This is a genomic window from Micromonospora sp. MGP-C2 (assembly GCF_057766525.1).
Genome location: NZ_JBYMEN010000002.1, coordinates 6445920 through 6465168 on the forward strand (window position 1 = coordinate 6445920; position 19249 = coordinate 6465168).

13 protein-coding genes and 1 pseudogene are annotated in these 19249 nt (G+C 72.2%); 7 read left to right on the top strand and 7 right to left on the bottom strand.

What is annotated here, in order from left to right; all coding sequences use genetic code 11:
* The first annotated feature begins 70 nt into the window (after positions 1–70).
* On the top strand, positions 71–2119 hold the full coding sequence (locus AC3CF1_RS29635; protein ID WP_488451753.1) for a DUF6077 domain-containing protein: 2049 nt from the start codon (positions 71–73) through the stop codon (positions 2117–2119).
* Between the two features lie 222 nt (positions 2120–2341).
* Positions 2342–4099: a CDP-glycerol glycerophosphotransferase family protein gene (locus tag AC3CF1_RS29640; RefSeq protein ID WP_435794519.1), complete on the top strand. Its 1758-nt coding sequence runs from the start codon at positions 2342–2344 to the stop codon at positions 4097–4099.
* 59 nt (positions 4100–4158) lie between these two features.
* On the opposite strand, the gene AC3CF1_RS29645 is transcribed toward AC3CF1_RS29640, so the two are convergent.
* Positions 4159–4497: a DUF952 domain-containing protein gene (locus AC3CF1_RS29645; RefSeq protein WP_354980481.1), complete on the bottom strand. Its 339-nt coding sequence runs from the start codon at positions 4495–4497 to the stop codon at positions 4159–4161.
* Between the two features lie 114 nt (positions 4498–4611).
* Between AC3CF1_RS29645 and AC3CF1_RS29650 the strand changes: the two genes are divergently transcribed.
* From AC3CF1_RS29650 to AC3CF1_RS29660, 3 genes and pseudogenes are all read left to right on the top strand, one after another.
* Complete coding sequence (locus AC3CF1_RS29650) at positions 4612–4923, top strand: hypothetical protein (protein ID WP_088947217.1); 312 nt, start codon at positions 4612–4614, stop codon at positions 4921–4923.
* Between the two features lie 143 nt (positions 4924–5066).
* On the top strand, positions 5067–5723 hold the full coding sequence (locus AC3CF1_RS29655) for a response regulator transcription factor (RefSeq protein ID WP_099851951.1): 657 nt from the start codon (positions 5067–5069) through the stop codon (positions 5721–5723).
* A gap of 9 nt (positions 5724–5732) precedes the next feature.
* A pseudogene (locus AC3CF1_RS29660) lies at positions 5733–7168 on the top strand (sensor histidine kinase).
* Between the two features lie 9 nt (positions 7169–7177).
* Here AC3CF1_RS29660 and AC3CF1_RS29665 read toward each other — a convergent pair.
* The 4 genes from AC3CF1_RS29665 to AC3CF1_RS29680 all read right to left on the bottom strand — a co-directional run bounded on the left by AC3CF1_RS29665 (position 7178) and on the right by AC3CF1_RS29680 (position 11520).
* Positions 7178–8140 carry a TAXI family TRAP transporter solute-binding subunit gene (locus AC3CF1_RS29665; protein WP_355160795.1) on the bottom strand — a complete coding sequence of 321 codons (963 nt, stop codon included), beginning with the start codon at positions 8138–8140 and terminating at the stop codon, positions 7178–7180.
* 80 nt (positions 8141–8220) lie between these two features.
* A complete protein-coding gene (locus AC3CF1_RS29670; RefSeq protein WP_355160796.1) occupies positions 8221–8931 on the bottom strand; it encodes a hypothetical protein in 711 nt (236 codons plus the stop codon).
* Between the two features lie 107 nt (positions 8932–9038).
* Positions 9039–9836 carry a peroxide stress protein YaaA gene (gene yaaA, locus AC3CF1_RS29675; RefSeq protein WP_488451754.1) on the bottom strand — a complete coding sequence of 266 codons (798 nt, stop codon included), beginning with the start codon at positions 9834–9836 and terminating at the stop codon, positions 9039–9041.
* A gap of 64 nt (positions 9837–9900) precedes the next feature.
* Positions 9901–11520: a hypothetical protein gene (locus AC3CF1_RS29680; protein WP_488451755.1), complete on the bottom strand. Its 1620-nt coding sequence runs from the start codon at positions 11518–11520 to the stop codon at positions 9901–9903.
* A gap of 121 nt (positions 11521–11641) precedes the next feature.
* Between AC3CF1_RS29680 and AC3CF1_RS29685 the strand changes: the two genes are divergently transcribed.
* Together AC3CF1_RS29685 and AC3CF1_RS29690 are read left to right on the top strand one after the other, a co-directional pair.
* Positions 11642–12682, top strand: a complete 1041-nt coding sequence (locus tag AC3CF1_RS29685) for an App1 family protein phosphatidate phosphatase (RefSeq protein WP_141912519.1) — start codon at positions 11642–11644, stop codon at positions 12680–12682.
* Positions 12683–12746: 64 nt separating this feature from the next.
* Positions 12747–14753: a family 10 glycosylhydrolase gene (locus AC3CF1_RS29690; protein WP_488451756.1), complete on the top strand. Its 2007-nt coding sequence runs from the start codon at positions 12747–12749 to the stop codon at positions 14751–14753.
* A gap of 125 nt (positions 14754–14878) precedes the next feature.
* Here AC3CF1_RS29690 and glgB read toward each other — a convergent pair whose 3' ends face one another.
* A complete protein-coding gene (glgB, locus tag AC3CF1_RS29695; RefSeq protein ID WP_354980487.1) occupies positions 14879–16981 on the bottom strand; it encodes a 1,4-alpha-glucan branching protein GlgB in 2103 nt (700 codons plus the stop codon).
* Entirely contained in the window at positions 16969–19194 is a 2226-nt protein-coding gene (locus AC3CF1_RS29700) for an alpha-1,4-glucan--maltose-1-phosphate maltosyltransferase (protein ID WP_488451757.1), read from the bottom strand. The genes glgB and AC3CF1_RS29700 overlap by 13 nt, the downstream gene beginning before the upstream one ends.
* Between the last annotated feature and the right edge of the window lie 55 nt (positions 19195–19249).

The window sequence follows — 19249 nt, forward strand, 5'->3', positions numbered from 1 at the left end:
ACGCCCCGTGACGCAAGTCGAAGACGCTGCTGTGGCTCCAGCGCCAGCTGACCAGAAGAACACTCCGGGCGTGGGTGCCCGACCTGGTGGCAGCAGTCGGCCCGGACCGGGCCGTGGTCTGATCGGGCGGCTCAACGCCGCGGTGGCCGGTGCGCCCGTCGTGTTCACCGACGCGGCGGTGGTCAGCTTCGCCATCTGGACGCTGCTCTACCACCTGAACCTCGGCCTCAACCTGCGTCCGTCCGTCATCTTCCTGGTCTGGGTCGTCCTGCAACCGGTCGCGGCGTACGCGGCCTGGAGGCTCCGCCGACGCGACGTGGTGACGCGGCACTCCGGCGACGGTGAGGCGGTGACCGAGCGGGTCGACCGCGCCTCGCTGCTGCGTCGCTACGCCCTGCCGGTGGTCGCCGCGATCGGAGCGGCGGTCTTCGCCTCCTTCGGCACCGGGACGCTGAGCTGGTGGTTGGCGGCCGGGCTCGGTCTGGTCGCTGTCGTCTCCGCCTGGCTGGCGCTGCCCCGCGCCGGCCGGTCGTCCGACGGCGACGCCGCGCCGGTCGTCCGGGCGACCACGCCGGTGCAGGGGTACGTGGTCCTCGCCGTCTCCCTGGCCGCCGCTTACTTCGCCACGCTGATCAACCGGGTGTCGCTCGACGACGTCTTCTACGTCGGCAAGTCGGTGTGGGTGGCCGAGCGGGACAACATCCCGTTCCGTGACTTCCTGTTCACCGAGGGGGTGCTGCCGGGTGGTTCGGCGAACCCGCCGCTGCCGTCCTTCGAGGTGTTCATCGGGGCGCTGGCCCGTGCCCTGCACATCCACACGGCGTCCGTGATGTGGTATCTCCTCCTGCCGGTGCTCGCCATCTTCGTGGTCCTCGCGCTGTGGCGTCTCGTGCAGCGCTGGGCTCCCCGGCGCCCGCTGGTCGTGTTCGGCGTGGCGGTGGCCTACATCCTGCTCGTCGCGCACTACGCCGACGCCCTGAACACCTACCACCTGCCGCGGCTCACCCAGGGCAAGAGCGTCTTCGTGCACGGCCTGATCCCGCTCGCCTGGGTGTACCTGACGGACTACCTGGAGCGTCGCTCGCGGCGCGCCCTGGTCCTGCTCGTGCTGCTCTCCGTCGCCGGCGTCGGTTACACCACCACCGCGGTCATCCTCCTGCCCCTGCTCGCCGCGGCGGCCGGCGTGACGCTGCTCGTCACCCGGCGCTGGCGGGAGGCCGTGGTGTGCTTCCTGGCGGCCTCCGCCTATCCGCTGCTGTCCGGCGTGCTCGTCAAACTGCTCCGCGGCGGCTTGGAAGGCGCCGTGACGACGTACACGCAGCTGCTGCCCCTGCGGACCATCTACGAGCTCACCCTGTGGCTCGGCATCCTCGGTCTCATCGGTGGGCTGGCCGTCTGGTGGTCGCCCTTCCTGCTCCGCCGAGGCGTGCCACAGCAGCTCGCCGTCGGTGCCGGGCTGGCGGTGACGGTCCTGATGGTCCCCGGGTTGTTGAAGCTCGGTGGTGACCTGAGCGGTCTGACGGCAGTGCTCTGGCGGGTGCCGTGGATCCTGCCCGTGCCGGCGCTCGTCGGCTTTCTCGCGGTCATCCGCCTGCCCGGGCTGACCCGGGTCAACCGGGTCCTCGCCGTCGCCCTGCCCGTGGTCCTGGTGTTCGTCTTCTACACCCAGGGCAGGCCGATGTGGTACGGCGGCACGTTGGTCGAGTCGAAGCCGACCTGGCGGATGCCGGAGAACCGCAAGGCCGCCTCCTTCTGGATCAAGAAGCTGGACCGTCCCGCCGGCCTGGTGCTCGCCCCGTCGTCGATGATGCGGGCGCTCCCGCAGGTCACCACGGAGGTCCGGGTGGTGCTGCCACGCGACCTGTATCTCACCGACTACGGCATGGAGACGCAGTTCGCCCAGGACCGGCTGCTGCTCGCGAAGTTCGCCGACGGGGAAGCCGTCTCCATCCCGGCGGTCGCCGAGGCCATGGGCAGGGTGGACGTGGGCATGGTCTGCGTGTGGAAGGGCAACACGACCGTCGCCGAGGTCGCCCCCACCCTGGGCCTGGAGCCCTTCGCGTCGAGGAAGGCACCCGGCGCCATGGTCTGCTACCGCGTCGGCGCCCCGGCTCGATGACCGGCGGTCCTGAGGCTTGTCGTGTTGGGGAGTTTTGACCGGAATGCTGCTCGCGTACCCGCTCGATACCATCGCACCCATTCGCGTTAAGGTCGCAGTCACGTCCGTCGGCCTCGCGCTGGCGTGACGTGACGAGCGCCCACCAGGCGCTTCGGTCTCGGCTCCTGGTGGGTGTGAAGACCGAGCCCAGCCCGATACGGAAATCGTAGGGAGCGAACTCGCTTGTTCGGCACGTTCTCAGCTCGCATCGGAGCGGCCGCCAGCGCCGCGCTGCTGCTGCTGGCCTACCTGGTCATGCTCGTCGCTGGCGCACTCGGCTGGATCGCCCTGTTCGCGGTCGTCGGATCGGCCGCCGTCATCGGCGAGTTCGCCCTCGCCCGCTGGTCGCCCACATCGCAGCTGCTGCTGGACAAGGCGGGCCTGCACTGGTCGTACCGGCAGCTGACCCGCGACCTCGCGGCCGTGCTGCTCGTCGCCGCCGAGGTGCGGCTCACCGGCGGCGAGTTGACCCTGCTGCTCGTCCTGCCGGCCGTGGTGTGGGTGGTGTCCGTCTTCGCCGGGGCGCTCTCCATCATGATCGAGCGTCGAAACCCGCTCTCCGCGATGGTGCGCAACATCGAGCTGGGTGACCTGCGTTCCGCACCCCAGCCGCCGGCCTGGGTGATGGCGGTCACCGGCGAGCGGATGCCGCTGCTCAACCTGCTGCTGGTGCCGGCCGCCGTGGCCGCCGCGGTGCAGCACGATCCGACGCCGTTCCTCGCCGCCGGCGCGGTGGCGGTCGTGGCGACCGCGGTGGTGGGTGCCGTCCTGGCGCTGACCTGGCTGCGGGGCCGGACCGCCGGGCAGGCGCCGCTGCTGCCCGCCGTCCAGCGGTGGCTGGACGCCTACCGGCCCGAGGTCGCGCTCTACTTCGCCGGCCCGGCCAAGGACGTCTACCAGGCCAACATGTGGCTCGCCCCGACCGAGGCCCTCCAGCAGCGCGCGGTGGTGCTGATGCGCAGCCGGGACGCGTTCCTGGAGCTGGCCGACACCCGGCTGCCGGTGATCTGCGTACCGACCGGCGTCGACTTCATGAACCTCGACATCAGCGGCATCCGCGCGGCGCTCTACTCCGCGAACGTCGGCGCGAACATCCACATGCTCCGGGAGCCGAGCACGAAGCACGTCTTCGTGGGGCACGGCGACAGCGACAAGCAGGCCAGCGTCAACCCCTACAGCAAGGTGTACGACGAGGTCTGGGTCGCCGGGCTGGCCGGCCGGGAGCGTTACGCCCGGGCCGGAGTGGGTGTGCTCGACTCGGACATCGTCGAGATCGGCCGGCCGCAGCTCGCCGGGGTGCACACCTTCGGCGCCGAGTCGGTGGACCGGCCGTTCACCGTGCTCTATGCCCCAACCTGGGAGGGTTGGCTCGACGACGACCCGTTCCACACCTCGCTGGTGCTGATGGGTGAGCGTATCGTCAAGGGACTGCTGGCCACGAATCCCCGGCTGCGTCTGATCTACAAGCCGCACCCGCTCACCGGGTCGCGGTCGAAGGCGGCGCGGGCCGTGCACGAGCGGGTCGTCGCGGCCATCCGCGCCGCCGGCGGCAACCCGGACGCGTCATCGCTGGACGGCACCGCGCACCTGGTGGTCACCGGTCGTACGCCGGGGTTGTTCGACTGCTTCAACCAGACCGACCTGCTGATCAGCGACGTGTCCAGCGTGGTCTCCGACTTCGTGCAGAGCCAGCGGCCGTACGTGGTGGCCAACCCGGCCGGCCTGTCCGAGGACGACTTCCGCCGTGAGTACCCGACGGCTCGCGCCGCGTACCTGCTCTCCAAGGACTGCGGCGAGCTGGAGAAGATCGTGTCGGTGACCCGGGCCGGCGACGACCCGATGACCGAGGCCCGCCGGGAGCTGAAGACCTACCTGCTCGGCCCCGCCGAGGCGAACCCGATGGACCGGTTCCAGGAGGAGATCGACCGCCTCTGCCGCTGAACCGTACGCACGGCGTTGCGCGCCCGGCCCCGACACCTGTCGGGCCGGGCGCTTCCGTGTCAGCCCAGTAGGGCGGCCACCGCGTCGGCGGCCGGGGTGTCAACGGGCAACGCCTGCGCCGCCACCACCGCCGCGACCGGCAACGGACCGTACACGTGTGGGAAGAGCTGCCCGCCGCGCGACGGCTCCCAGCGCAGCGTGTCGCCCAACCGCTCTTCGGCCACGCTGAGCAGGGTCAACCCGGTCGCACCGGCGAAGTGCCGCCGTGCCGTCTCCACCACCTGGTCCGCGCCGGAGAGGTGGATGAACCCGTCCTGCCGGTCCACGGCGGAGCCGGAGAAGGCGCCGGCGGCGAGGGCGTCGTCCCATTCCGTGTTCGACAGCAGTTTGTAGATCACCTCGGCAGCCTACGGGGGTCCGGTCGGCGTGCTGGCCCGGTTTTCGCCGGTACCGCCGCGCCCGTCGCCCCCCGCCGGGCATGCTCAGGTCAAGGGCCGCGGAGGGGATGGGCGATGCAGAGCTACGACGACGACTGGACCGACAGTCAGCGCGCGCTGTACGACGAGTGCTACCGGGCGGGCGGCGAGTGGGCCGAGGATCCGGACACGCCGTCCGACGACGTCCAGCACGTGATCAACCTGGCCGAGGCGGACGACGACGCCTTCCAGGATGCCGAGATCGACTATCCGCCCCTGGTCGACGCGGTGACCCAGGCCAGCGGCGTCAACGTCACCAGCGTGCCGGCCAGCCACGAGGACCCGGGCTTTCGCGGCTTCACCGACGGCGTCCGGGACGCCACCGCCGACGACGTCTTCGGCCTCTAGGGTCTGCGTCAAAGCCCTCCGCCTCGGCTCGACCGAGGACTCTGACACACACCCTGGCTGGCACATCGCGGTATCCGGCCTCCCGTTCCGCGCACGCTTCTGCCACCATTCGCAGAACGGCGCTGCGACGGACGGGGGCACGGGTGCGGATCCTGCTGGTGGAGGACGACCGCCGGGTCGCCGCTGCGCTCTCCTCCGCCCTGACGCGCCGCGGATACGAGGTCGAGCACGCGGGCACCGTCGCCGCCGCCCTCTCCGCCGCCCCGTGCGACCTGGTGCTGCTCGACCTGACCCTGCCCGACGGGGACGGCACCGACCTGTGCCGGGAGCTGCGCCGGCGCAGCAGTCAGCTCGGCATCATCGCGGTGACCGCGCGGGGCGAGGAACGCGATCGGGTGCTGGGTCTGCGCCTCGGCGCGGACGACTACGTCGTCAAGCCGTTCTCGATGGTGGAGTTGCAGGCACGGATCGAGGCGGTGCTGCGCCGGGCCGCGAACGCCGCGCCGCAGCGGCACCTCATCGAGGCCGGGTCGGTGCGCATCGACGTGCCCGCCCGGACGGTGACCGTGGACGGTCGCGACGTCACGTTGACCCGCAAGGAGTTCGACGTGCTGCTCTCGCTGGCCCGCCAGCCCGGGGTGGCGGTGCCGCGCGATCGCATCCTGCTCGACGCCTGGGGCACCACCTGGGCTGACCGGCACACGGTCGAGGTGCACGTGGGGTCGTTGCGCGGCAAGCTCGGTGACGCCCGCCTGGTGGAGACCGTGCGCGGTGTCGGCTACCGACTGCGCGACGCGTGAGGGGCTGACGTGCGCCGCCGTCTGGTGATCAGCTATCTGCTGCTGATGGTGCTGGTCCTCATCGCGTTGGAGACACCGCTGGCAGCGACGATGGCCAGCCGCGAGACGGAGCGGGTCCGCGCCGACCGGCTTGCCGACGCCACCCGGTTCGCCTCGCTGGCCGGGCCGGCCTTACGCGACGGCGGGCCGGGCCCGATCGAGTCGGAACTGACCAGTTACGACAACCTGTACGCGATCGGCGCCGCGATCGTCGACCGGGACCGCAGCACGCCGGTCTCGTCGCCGAGGTACCGGCCCGGCCCGGTGACCGCGACGGTCCTGGACATCGCCCTGTCCGGGCAGCAGACCAGCGAGCCCGAGTCGGTCTGGCCCTGGACGACCGACCCGGTGGCGGTGGCGGTGCCGATCAACGACGGCGGTGAGGTGCTCGGCGCGGTGGTGATCGTGACCCCGTCCGGCCCGATCCGCCGAGCTGTCACCTCGTGGTGGCTGCTGCTCGCCCTGGCTGGTCTGCTCGTCGTGCTGGCCTGCGTTCTCACCGCGTTCGGGTTGGCCGGTTGGGTGCTGCGCCCGGTCACCGAGCTGGACGCGGTCACCCACGAGATCGCCGAGGGCGACCGGGCGCCCGGGTGCAGCACCGCCTGGGCCCGCCGGAGCTACGCCGTCTCGCGGCCAGCTTCAACCACATGGCCGACGTGGTCTCCGACGTGATGGACCGGCAGCGTGCCTTCGTCGCACACGCCAGCCACCAGCTGCGCAACCCGCTCACCGCGCTGCGGCTGCGGGTTGAGGAGTTGGGCCCCAGCCTCACCGACCCGGACGGCCGGTCCGAGCACCAGTTGGCCCTGGAGGAGACCGACCGGCTGGCGTTGGTGCTCGACGCGCTGCTCACCCTCGCCCGGGCCGAACGGGAGGAGAACGAGCGGGTCACCGTGGACGCCGCCGCGGTGGCCGCGTCCCGCGTTACCGCGTGGGCGCCGCTGGCCCGGCACCGTTCGGTCGCGTTGCGGTTGGCCACCACCGACGCCCCGGCGTACGCCCGGACGGTGCCGACCGCCGTCGACCAGGCGCTGGACGCGCTGATCGACAACGCGGTGAAGTTCAGCGGGGCTGGCGGGGCGGTGACGGTGACGGTGGCCAACCGCGACGACGGGGTGGCCCTGGAGGTGCGCGACTCCGGCCCGGGCATGACCGAGAGTCAGCTCGGCCAGGCGACCGAGCGGTTCTGGCGGGCCCCGGACGTGCAGAACGTGGACGGTGCGGGGCTGGGCCTGACCATCGCCGCGGTGTTGGTGGACGCGTCCGACGGGCGGCTCACAATGCGCCCGGGGGAGTCGCGCGGGTTGGTCGCCGCCCTCTGGTTCCCGGCGCCGGAATCCGACCCGTCGGTGGAGCCTGCGGACGAGGAGGTGCCCGCCGACCTGCGGCCCGCCCCGGCGCGGTGACGCCTGCCGTCAGGGTTTGGCCGCGCGGTACCAGGCGGCGGCCCCGGGGTGCAGCGGCAGCGGCGCGGTGACGATCGCCGAGCGGGGGCTCATCCGGCCCGCCGCAGGGTGCGCGGCGGCCAGTTCGGCCCGGCGCTCCATCAACAGCCTGGTCACCTCCCGAACCAACCGCTCCGGAAGGTTGGCCTGCACGATCAGGTAGTTCGGGTTGGCCACCGTGGTCACCGCGTCCACCCCGTACACCGAGCGGGGGATGTCGCGGGAGACGTAGACCTGCCCGTAGCGGGAGCGCAGCGGCTCGGTCCATTCGCTGAGGTCGACGATCCGGGTGGCGCTGCGCCAGGCCAGCTCCTCGATGCCCCGCACCGGCAACCCGCCGGAGAAGAAGAACGCGTCGATCCGCCCGGACCGCAGTGCCGCCACCGATTCGTCCAGCCCGAGCCGTTCCCGGCGGACCTCGTCACCGCCCAGGCGGGCGACCTCCAGCAGCCGGGTCGCGGTGATCTCGGTGCCCGAGCCGGACGCGCCGACGGAGACTCGGCGGCCCTGCAGGTCGGCGACCGTGCGGACCGGGCCGCCGCCGGTGGTGACCAGGTGCAGTTGGTCGTCGTACACCCGGGCGATGGCCTCGACCGCGGGGCTTTCCGCCGTGCTGGTGGGCAGCACGTCGGCCTGGGTGAAACCCAGCTCGGCCGCGCCGGACCCGACCAGTTGGACGTTCTCCGCCGAGGCGGCGGTGATCACCACGCTGGCCCGCACGTTGGGCAGTTCCCGGTTGAGGATGGCCGCCAGGGACTGCCCGAACGCGTAGTAGACGGCGGTGGGGCTGCCGGTGGCGATCCGGATCGTCGTCGGCGCGGTCGGCGCGTCCCGGCAGCCGGCGGCGGCCAGGGTCGCGGTCAGCAGCACCGTCAACAGGGCAGCGGGCCCCGCGCGGTGGCGGCCGGGCCGGCGGGACGAGGTACGACTCACGCGGTGCACTGTGCGCCGTCGCCCGGGCGCGCGCAAGCCCACTGCCGTGCCGCGCCGGGTGGGTGTGGCCGGAACCTCGATCAGCAGGCCGGGCTGCGTGTCGGCGTCACGACCCCGCCTGGCGCCGCCGCCGGCCCGCGCGCCGGTTCCAACGCCGCGCTGCTCAGGATCCGCGCCCGGTCCGGGCCGTCGGCGACGCTGACCAGGAAGCAACCGGTGCCGGGGCGCAGCCGGGCCGGCACGTCGAGCACGGCAGCGCTGCGGATCAGCACCGCGGCCAGCTCCCGGTCGGTGAGTCGCACGCCGAGGATGTGCCGACGGACGTGCCGCCCGGCGGCCAGCAGCGCCGAGCGCCAGGCCGCCGCCGCGAGCCGGCTCACCAACCGCCGGCGCGCCGGCGAGGCACCGGGCAGCGGCCCGCCGAGCAGCTCACGCCGCCCCTGCCACCAGCCTGCGTCCAACACCCGGGTGTACGCCTCCCGGTGCTCCTGCGGCACCCAGAGCCGGTGCAGCTCGTAGCGGCGGCGCAGACCGCCCACGACGACCTCGTGGGTCACCGGGATGTCCAGCCGGGCGAGCAGTTGCCGGGTGCGCTGTGCGGCGTCCTCCCGGTTGAACTCCACCCCGGGCGCGTGCGCCAGGCGTGCCGCGCTCGGCCGGGCGGCGGTTGGTGGCGGCGTGCAGCGCAGCAGGCAGGCAGCCTCGAACGCGTCGCCCAGGGTCAGCCAGTCCAACGGAGAGGACGGCGCCGGGGACCGGGGTCGGTCGAGCAGGGCGGGTTCGAGGGTCAACGAAGGCTCCCTTGCCGGAGTCTGGGTTCCCCTACCGTGGTCCCTGCGTCGCCGTTACGGAACTCCTCCGGCCCAGCCTTGAGCAAATCTTGCGGCTGCCGGAACTGCTAGAGGTCGGTGACCACCAGGTCGACCTGCCGTACCCGGCCGGGCGCGGTGGTCTGCTCCACGACGGTGTGCTTCAGCTCGCCCAGCGTGCCGACCAGCTCGTCGGCGGTGCGCGGTCGGGCGCCGGCGACGAGCAGGTCGCGGACCAGCCGCCCCTTTGTCGCCTTGTTGAAGTGGCTCACCACCGACCGGACCGGTACGCCGTCCACCTCCCGCTCGTGCAGCACCCGCACGGTGACGGTCCGCTCGGCCAGTGGCCCGCGCGGCGTCCAGGTGGCCGCGTACGCGCCGGAGCGCAGGTCCAGCACTGGGCCCTTACCGGCGGCGGCGTCCAACACCGGCGTCAGCTCCCGACGCCAGTACGCGGACAACGCCCCGACGCCCGGCAGGCGAGCGCCGATGGGGCAGCGGTACGGCGGGATCCGGTCGGCCAGCCGGACCGCGCCCCACAGCCCGGAACTGATCATGATCGACCGGCGGGCAGCTCGCTGCGCCGCAACCGGCAGCGAGGCCAGGTCCAACGCCTCATAGAGCACCCCGGTGTAGAGCCGCTCGGCGGGCGCGGTGGCCGACTCCCGCAGCCGGGCGTTGCGCCGCAGCTCGCCCCGCTGGCCCTCGCTGAGCCCGAGCGCCGCCCGCGCGGCCTCCTCGTCCGGCTCGGCGCAGAGCGCCACCAGGGCGTCCAGCACCCGCTCACGGGCCGGGTTCAGCTCGGGCAGCGAGACCCGGTCCGGGGCCCAGCGCCGCCCGGTGCCGGCGTCGGCCTTCCCCTCCGAGGGCGGCAGCAGGATGAGCATGGTTCTCCTCGACGGGCGCAACGGCGGCGCCCACGCGCCGGCCCGGCCAGCGTACGACCCGTCGCTACCGCCAGGGTCGTACCGGGGTGTCAGGGTGGTACACGCGATAGCCGCCGACCTCGCGCACGAGTGCGGTGTCGGCACGGTCGGCGAGCAGCCGGCGCAGCCGCCGATCCATCGGCGAGTCGACCTCCACCACGTACCCCGGTCGTTCGGCCCGCCCGACCTGCCGCCAGTACGGCCGGTAGCGGTTCTGCCCGGGGGACAGGTCGCCGTCGAGCACCCCGCAGACCACCGTCTCATCCGTGTTGAAGATCAACCGGTTGCAGGTCCAGTAGTCCCCGTACACCTCGTGGGGTCCGTCAGCGCGCAGCGCGGCGGCCAACTCCCGGGCCCCGCGTTCCTCGGTCCGCGAGGCGCCGGTGCCGGTGGCCGCGAAGAGGACGGTGATCACCACCGTGGTCGCGGTCAGCGCGGCCAGCACCGCGGTGGACAGCGCGCCGGTGAGCCGGCCGAGCGCCCCGACCGTGCCCCGCCAGCAGGCCACCGCCGCCACCCAGAGCGGCCAGAGCACCGCCGGCAGCGACAGTTGCAGCACCGACAGGTACCGGGCGTTGTCCAGCGGGCTGGTCGCGGCGAGCGGGCTGCGCACGTACGACAGCAGGGTCAACGCGGCACCGGCGACCAGCGCGAGCTGCACGACCGGCCCGACCCGCTCCCCGCGCGGCTCCGCAGCCGCGCGACGGTAGGCGAGCACCGCGAGCACCGCGCCGACCACCAGCAGCAACGGATACAACACGCCGAACCACTGTTGCCACCGGCCGCAGCCGCCCACCGGGCAGAGCCCGTGCGCCAGCGGCACCCCCTCCAGCAGACCGCCTCGGATCCGGTCCGACCACGGCGGCGTCGGCCCGGCCTTGGTGCTGACCTCTCGGAACACCGACAGCGAGTCCTCACCGGGCCCGGCCCGCAGGTTGTCGAGAATCATCGGCGCCACCCCGACGACGGCCCCCACCACCAGCAGCAGGCCGGACCAGCCGAGCAGTTCCCGCCGCACCGCCCACACCAGGGCGAGCCCGGCCACCGCCAGGTACGGCAGGATCAACCAGTCGGACCAGACGGCCAACCCGACGAGCAGGCCGAACACCGCGACCGCGAGCCGTCGGCGGCGAACCGTGCCGGCGGCCAACCCCACTGTGATCAGCAGCATCAGCAGCACCGCCGGCTTCACCTCGGGCCGGCCACCGACCACCGTGATCTGGTCGCGGACCACCCGCTCTCCGCCGAGTGCGAGCAGGCCCACGACGAAGGTGGCGAACCAGGGTGTGCAGAGCCGACGGGTCAGCCGGTGGATCAGGTAGAGGAACAGCGCGTACAGCGCGAGCATCGGCAGCCGCAGCGCCGGCCAGCTCGGCCCGGCCACCGCCAGCAGGGGAGCGGCCAGGTACGACTCCAGCATCCCCATGTAGTGCTGGCCGTAGAGGAAGACCGGGCGTTCCCGGCCCTGCCCGATGTGCAGCGCGGCGAGACCGAAGGTTGCCTCGTCGCTGTTCGACACCGGCACCGTGAACAGGGTCAGGACCAGCCGGTAGACGACACCGGCCAGCCCGAACAGCAGCGCGACGAGCGCCGGCCGGTCGAGTCGCGGGCGCCATCGCCCACGGTGCTGCTCCAGATCTGACACGACCACGCCCCCGTCGCCGTCCGGACGGAGTGTTTCACGTTCGGCGGGGTCGCCGGGGTGGATCGGCGCAGCCGGCACGGCTCACGTGGCCGTGGCTGACGACGTGTGGCAGGGTTGGCGGGTGCCACCCACTCCCGCCGGCCAGTTGGCCGTTCCGAACCTGCACCGAGCTGCGCGGATCGAGGACGCCGTCCACGAGCTCGTCCAGCGTCGGCTGCGGCGCACGGGGTGGCGGGTCAACATCGTCGCGTACACCGGCTATGGCGCGCCGGGCTGGGTGCGGGTGATGTGCCGGGTCCTGCTGGGCCGTCCGGACACCCGCCAGCGGGGTCGGCTGGACAAGGTCCGCGGCTGGCGCAGCTTCACCACTCTGCCCAACAAGCACGTCACAGTGACCATCGAGGCCGGCGGGGTGCGGCACGAGACGCAGGCCGACCGCAGCGGCTTCGTCGACACCCTGGTCGAGGCCGACCTGCCACCCGGCTGGGGCACCGTCCGGCTCAGCGTGCCGGACGCCGAGCCGGTCGATGCGCCGGTGCGCATCCTCGACCCGGAGGTCAAGTTCGGCATCATCTCCGACATCGACGACACGGTGATGGTGACGGCGCTGCCCCGACCGCTGCTCGCCGCGTGGAACACGTTCGTGCTCGACGAGCACGCCCGCAACGCCGTGCCCGGCATGGCCGTGCTCTACGAGCGGCTCGTCACCGGACACCCCGGCGCCCCGGTCTTCTACCTCTCCACCGGCGCGTGGAACGTGGCACCGACGCTGACCCGGTTCCTGTCCCGGCACCTCTACCCGGCCGGGCCGCTGCTGTTGACCGACTGGGGGCCGACCGCCGACCGGTGGTTCCGCAGCGGGCGGGAGCACAAGCGGGTCACCCTGGCCCGGATGGCCAAGGAGTTTCCCGACGTGAAGTGGCTGCTGGTCGGTGACGACGGGCAGCATGACCAGGAGATCTACCGCGAGTTCGCCGCCGCCCACCCGGAGAACGTCGCCGGGGTGGCGATCCGTCGGCTCTCGCCGACGCAGTCGGTGCTGGCCGGTAGCCTGCCCGCCCCGGCCGGCTCGTCGTCGGCGGGACCGGTGGGGCAGAAGTGGCTCTCCGCACCCGACGGCGCGGGGCTGTGGAAGCTGTTGCGCGACGCCGGGCTGGTCTGACCGTCCGACGTCGCCGTCGTGAAGGTTACTTGCACAACAGTCGGGCAACGTTGAAAATCCTTTCATGCCCAGAGACTGCTATCGATATTTTCCAGGCCTGGCACTGGTGGCGGCGCTGATGCTCGGCGCAGCACCAGCCCCCGCCACACCTCCGGACACCGTGCCGGTGGCCGCCCAGGCAGCCTGCGTGACCGATCCGGCCACCCCGAAGCGGCAGTTCCGGGGCATGTGGATCGCCAGCGTGGCCAACATCGACTGGCCCAGCCGCACCGGGCTCACCCCCGCCGCTCAGCAGGCGGAGTACCGGGGTTGGCTCGACCTGGCCAGGCAGCGTCGGATGAACGCCGTCGTCGTGCAGATCCGCCCCGCCGCCGACGCGTTCTGGCCGTCGACGTACGAGCCGTGGTCGCAGTGGCTCACCGGAACCCAGGGCGGCAACCCCGGCTACGACCCGCTGGCCTTCATGGTGGCCGAGGCGCACGCCCGCAACCTGGAGTTCCACGCCTGGTTCAACCCGTACCGGGTCGCGACCCACACCGACCTCACCAAACTGGCCGCCAACCACCCGGTCCGCAGGAACCCGGGCTGGGCCGTCGCCTACAACGGCCAGCTCTACTACAACCCCGGCATCCCCGCCGTCCGGGCCTTCGTGCAGACCGCCATGATGGACGCCGTCAGCCGCTACGACATCGACGCGGTGCACTGGGACGACTACTTCTACCCGTACCCGGGCAGCGGTGGGGGCTTCCCCGACCAGGCCACCTACGCCCAGTACGGTGCCGGCTTCAGCACCATCGCCGACTGGCGGCGCAACAACGTCAACCTGTTGGTGCAGGAGATGAGTGCCAGGATCCGGGCGGCGAAGCCGTGGGTGAAGCTCGGCGTGAGCCCGTTCGGCATCTGGCGCAACGCCGGCACCGACCCGCTCGGCTCGCGCACCACCGGCCTCCAGTCGTACGACGCCATCTACGCCGACACCCGACGCTGGGTGAAGCAGGGCTGGATCGACTACATCGCCCCGCAGATCTACTGGCAGATCGGCCACCCCGCGGCCGACTACGCGGAACTGGTCCGCTGGTGGTCGGAGACCGTCACCGGCACCAGCGTGCAGTTGCTCGTCGGGCAGGCCACCTACCGCGCCGGGGCGTCCGGGCAGGACGCCGCCTGGCAGGACCCGGCCGAACTGACCGACCACCTCACGCTCAACCGCACCTACCCACGGATCCTCGGCGACATCCACTTCAGCGCCAAGGACGTACGCGCCGACCGCATCGGTGCCGTCTCCCGGGTGGCGACCGACCACTACCGCAGGCCCGCCCTGGCACCCGCCGGCGTGGGTGGCTCAGCGCCCGCCGCGCCGAACCTCACCTCGGCGGTACGCGGCACCGGCGGTGTGACAGTGAACTGGCAGCGTGGCGGCACCGGAAGCACCGCCGAGTACGCCGTGTACCGACTGCCCGGTGACGGCGCGGTCGACCCCTGCGACCTGGCCGACGCCCGCAACCTGCTCGGCACGGTGCGCGCGTCTGGCAGCACCGGGACGTTCACCGATGCCACCGCCGGGGCGGGCTCGACCTACCGGTATCTGGTGACCGCCCTGGACCGGCTGCACCACGAGAGCCCGGCCAGCAACGCGCGGGTCGTCACCGGTAGCGGCGGCACGTTCAGCGTGATCGTCGACAACACCACCACTGGTGGCTTCACCGCCGCCGCCACCTGGGGCACGTCGTCGTACCTCACCACGCGGTACGGCACGAACTACCGATTCGCCGAGCCGCAGGCGGTCAGCGACCCGGCCTGGTTCAGCGCGACGCTGCCGGCTGCCGGCTCGTACCGGGTCGAGGTCTGGTACCCGGCGGACGCCGGCTACAACAGCGCCGCGCCGCACCTGGTGGCCACCGCGAACGGAACCGTGACGGCCTCCGTCGACCAGCGCAGCGGCGGCGGCCAGTGGCGGGTGCTGGGCACCTACGACTTCGCCGCGGGGACGCGCCAGGTCGTCGGGGTCAGCCGCTGGACCAGCACCCAGGGGTACGTCGTCGCCGACGCTGTCCGGATCACCCGGCTCTGAGCCGCGCCGTTCCCCCGGGCGTGCTCGACGTTTCGGGGGAACGGCGTATTGCCCACCCCGGGCCATCGCCGACCTCGACGAGCACCTGATGCACTGGCGGAGCAGCCAGTCGAGGTAACCCTGGCTCAGCCCTGGCGGAGCCAGACGGCACCGAGCGGCGGCACCTGGAGGGCCGCCGACGCGACCATCCCGTGCCACGGCACGTCCTCGGCACGTACCTCGCCCAGGTTGCCCACCCCGGACCCGCCGTAGTGGTGGGCGTCGGTGTTGAGCACCTCCTGCCACGTCCCGCCGGCGGGCAGGCCGATCCGGTAGTCGTGCAGCGGCTGGGCGGAGAAGTTCGCCACGCAGACCAGCGTCGAGCCGTCCGGGGCGATCCGGACGAACGACACGGTGTTGTTGGCGACGTCGTCGCCGGCGATCCACCGGAACCCGGCCGGCTCGGTGTCCTGTGCCCAGAGCGCCGGAGTGTCCCGGTAGACCCGGTTGAGGTCAGCGACGAGGCGCTGCACACCGGCGCGGGCCGGGTCGTGCAGCAGGTACCAGTCGAGGCCGCGTTCCTCGCTCCACTCCCTGTCGTCGGCCAGCTCGGAGCCCATGAAGAGCAACTGCTTGCCCGGGTGCGCCCACATGTACGCCAACAGCGCCCGCACGTTCGCCAGCCGCTGCCAGGTGTCGCCGGGCATCTTGCCGGCCAGCGAGCCCTTGCCGTGCACCACCTCGTCGTGGCTGATCGGCAGCACGTAGTTCTCGCTCCAGGCGTACGCCAGGGAGAAGGTGAGCTGGTGGTGGTGGTGCTGGCGGTAGATCGGGTCCTTCGAGGTGTAGAGCAGGGTGTCGTGCATCCAGCCCATGTTCCACTTGAACCCGAAGCCCAGCCCGCCCTCGGCCGTGGAGCTGGTGACACCCGGCCAGGCGGTGGACTCCTCGGCGATCATGACGACCCCGGCGTGGTGCTTGTAGACGGTGGCGTTCACCTCCTGCATGAGCGCGAGGGCCTCCAGGTTCTCCCGGCCGCCGTACTTGTTGGGGGCCCACTCGCCGGGGTTGCGGGAGTAGTCCAGGTAGAGCATTGAGGCGACGGCGTCCACCCGCAGCCCGTCGACGTGGAACTGGTCGCACCAGTAGAGCGCGTTGGCGACCAGGAAGTTGCGTACCTCGTTGCGGCCGAAGTCGAAGACGTACGTGCCCCAGTCGGGGTGTTCGCCACGGCGCGGATCGGGGTGCTCGTAGAGCGGGGTGCCGTCGAAGCGGCCGAGGGCCCACTCGTCCTTGGGGAAGTGCGCGGGCACCCAGTCCAGGATCACGCCGATGCCCGCGGCGTGCAGCCGGTCGACCAGGTGCCGGAACTCGTCCGGGTCACCGAAGCGGGAGGTCGGCGCGTAGTAGCCGGTGACCTGGTAACCCCAGGAGCCGCCGAACGGGTGCTCCATCACCGGCAGGAACTCCACGTGCGTGAAGCCCAGCTCGGTGACGTACGCGGTGAGCTGGTCGGCCAGCTCGCGGTAGCTCAGCCCGGGTCGCCACGAACCGAGGTGCACCTCGTAGACGCTCATCGGCTCCTGGTGCGGCTGCCGCTCGGCCCGTCGGGCCAGCCAGTCCGCGTCGTTCCACCGGTACGTCGAGTGGTGCACCACCGAGGCGGTGGCCGGGGGCACCTCCGCGTACGCGGCCAGGGGGTCGGCCTTGTCCCGCCACTGCCCGTCGGCGCCCAGCACCCGGTACTTGTAGCGGGCTCCGACCCGGGCGTTGGGGACGAACAGTTCCCACACGCCGCTGGAGCCGAGCGAGCGCATCGGCCAGCCGTCGTCGGGCCCCCAGCCGGTGAAGTCGCCGACCACCCGGACCCCACCGGCGTTGGGCGCCCACACGCTGAACGCCACGCCCTCGTCGAAGACCCGTGCGCCCAGGGCGTCCCACAGTCGCTCGTGCCGGCCCTCGCCGATCAGGTGCAGGTCCAGCTCGCCGAGCGTCGGCGGATAGCGGTACGGGTCGTCGTGCGCGGTGCCGTCGACCTCCACCCGGTAGTCGAGCACTGTGCCCTCGACCTGGGTCTCGAAGACGCCCACGTCGTGCACCCGCTTCATCGGGTGTCGCTCGTCGCCGACGAGCAGCACCACGTCGCCGGCGCCCCGGCGCATCGTGCGGATCGTCGTCGAGGAGTCGGCGGGGTGCGCGCCGAGCAGCGCGTGCGGGTCGTGCGTCGCGCCGGAGATCAGCTGGTCCATCGGGCGTCCTTCGGGGCGGCGTCGGTCGGTGCGGAGGCGGGCGGGCGGGTCGCCGATCGGCGCGGCGGGGTCGGTACCGGGCCCGACCGGCGGGGCGGAGTCGGAACGGGAGGTGTCGGCGCGGGAGGTGTCGGCGCAGGAGGAGTCGGAACGGGAGTTGTCGGCGCGGGAGCTGTCGGTACGGTGCCGCCGGACAGGTCGTCCGGCACCTCGGCGACGGTGAGGTCCGCCGGCTCGGCGCCCGCCGGTTGCGGCTCGGTCGGCGGGGCCGGCCGACGCACGGTCAGCACGTGAGCCGGTTGCAGGTACGGGTCGAGCCGTACCGCGTTGCGTTGACCCCAGTCGTAGCTGGTGCCGGTCAACTCGTCGTGCACTGTGAACCGCTCGTGCCAGTCGAAGCCCAGCGCCGGCATGTCGAGGGTGGTGTTGCCCCACTGCACCTCGCGCGAGTCGAACGAGCAGATCACGACGACGGTGTTGCCGGTCTCCGGGTCGTGCTTCGACCAGCAGAGCAACGCCGGGTTGTCGATCTCGTGGAAGCGCAGGTTGCGGAGCTGGTGCAGGGCCGGGTTGTCACGGCGTACCCGGTTGAGGGTGGTGAGGAACGGTGCCAGCGAACGGCCCTGCGCCTCGGCGCCGGCCCAGTCCCGGGGGCGCAGTTCGTACTTCTCGTTGTCCAGGTATTCCTCGGCGCCCGGCCGGGCCACGTGCTCGAACAGCTCGAAACCGGCGTACATGCCCCAGGACGGGGAGAGCAGCGCGGCCAGCACCGCCCGGATCTTGAACATCGGCGGGCCGCCGTGCTGCAACGACTCGTGCAGGATGTCTGGTGTGTTCGGCCAGAAGTTCGGCCGCATGTGGTCGGCCGACTCGACCAGCTCCTCGCAGTACTCCCGCATCTCGGCGGCCGTCGTGCGCCAGGTGAAATAGGTGTACGACTGCGTGAAGCCGATCTTGCCGAGGCCGTGCATGATGGCCGGCCGGGTGAACGCCTCGGCCAGGAACAGCACGTCGGGGTCGACAGTCTTCACCTCGGCGATCAACCAGTGCCAGAAGTCGAACGGCTTGGTGTGCGGGTTGTCCACCCGGAAGATCCGGATGCCCTCGCCGACCCAGTGCAGCACGACCCGCAGCACCTCGGCCCGGATGCCCTCCGGGTCGTTGTCGAAGTTGACCGGGTAGATGTCCTGGTATTTCTTCGGCGGGTTCTCCGCGTACGCGATGCTGCCGTCGGCCCGGGTGGTGAACCACTCCGGGTGCTCGATGACCCACGGGTGGTCCGGCGCGCACTGCAACGCCAGGTCCATCGCGACCTCCAGGCCCTGCGCCGCCGCTGCCTCGATGAAGGCGCGGAAGTCCGCGGGCGTACCCAGGTCGGGGTGGATGGTGTCGTGGCCGCCCTCGGCGGCGCCGATCGCCCACGGTGAGCCCACGTCGGTCGGCCCGGCGGTGAGCGCGTTGTTGCGGCCCTTGCGGTTGACCCGGCCGATCGGGTGGATCGGCGGCAGGTAGAGCACGTCGAAGCCCATCGCGGCCACGCCCGGCAGCCGGCCGGTGGCGGTGGCGAAGGTGCCGGAGCGGCCACCCACCGCCCCCTCGGAGCGGGGGAAGAACTCATACCAGGCCGAGTAGAGCGCCCGCTTGCGGTCAACCCAGATCGAGTGTGTGTCTCCGGTGGTGACCAGCTCCCGCACCGGGTGCTCCCAGAGCAGGTCGGCCAGCGCCAGCGCCGGGTCGACCCGCTGCGGCAGCGGCAGGTCGGTCTCGACCAGCGCGGTGAGGGCATCGGCGACCCGGGGCCGGTCGGCGGTCGGGACGAGGTCCCGGGCGGCGGCGAGCACACGAGCGCCCTCGGCCAGGTCGTTGGCCAGGTCCTCCGGCCCCTGCCCGGCGGCGATCTTCTTGGTCACCGCGTTCTGCCAGGTCAGGTACGGGTCCTGAAACGCCTCGACGGCGAAGGTCCAGGAGCCGACGGCGTCCGGCCGAATCGTGGCGTGCCACCGGTCCTGGCCGGGCTCGCCGGGGCGCATCCGGGTGAACGGCCGGGCTTCGCCGTCCGGACCCGTCCAGACCACGTTGCAGCCGAGCGCGTCGTGCCCCTCCCGGTAGGCGCGGGCCGACACCGGGACCGGCTCGTCGACCACCGCCTTGGCCGGGTATCGCCCGCACGAGACGACGGGGGAGACGTCTTCGATCGGGAACCGTCCAGTCACCCCGCCAACCTACTGCGCGAGATCCGTTCGCGCGCGGCCAAGCACGCCTGTCCCT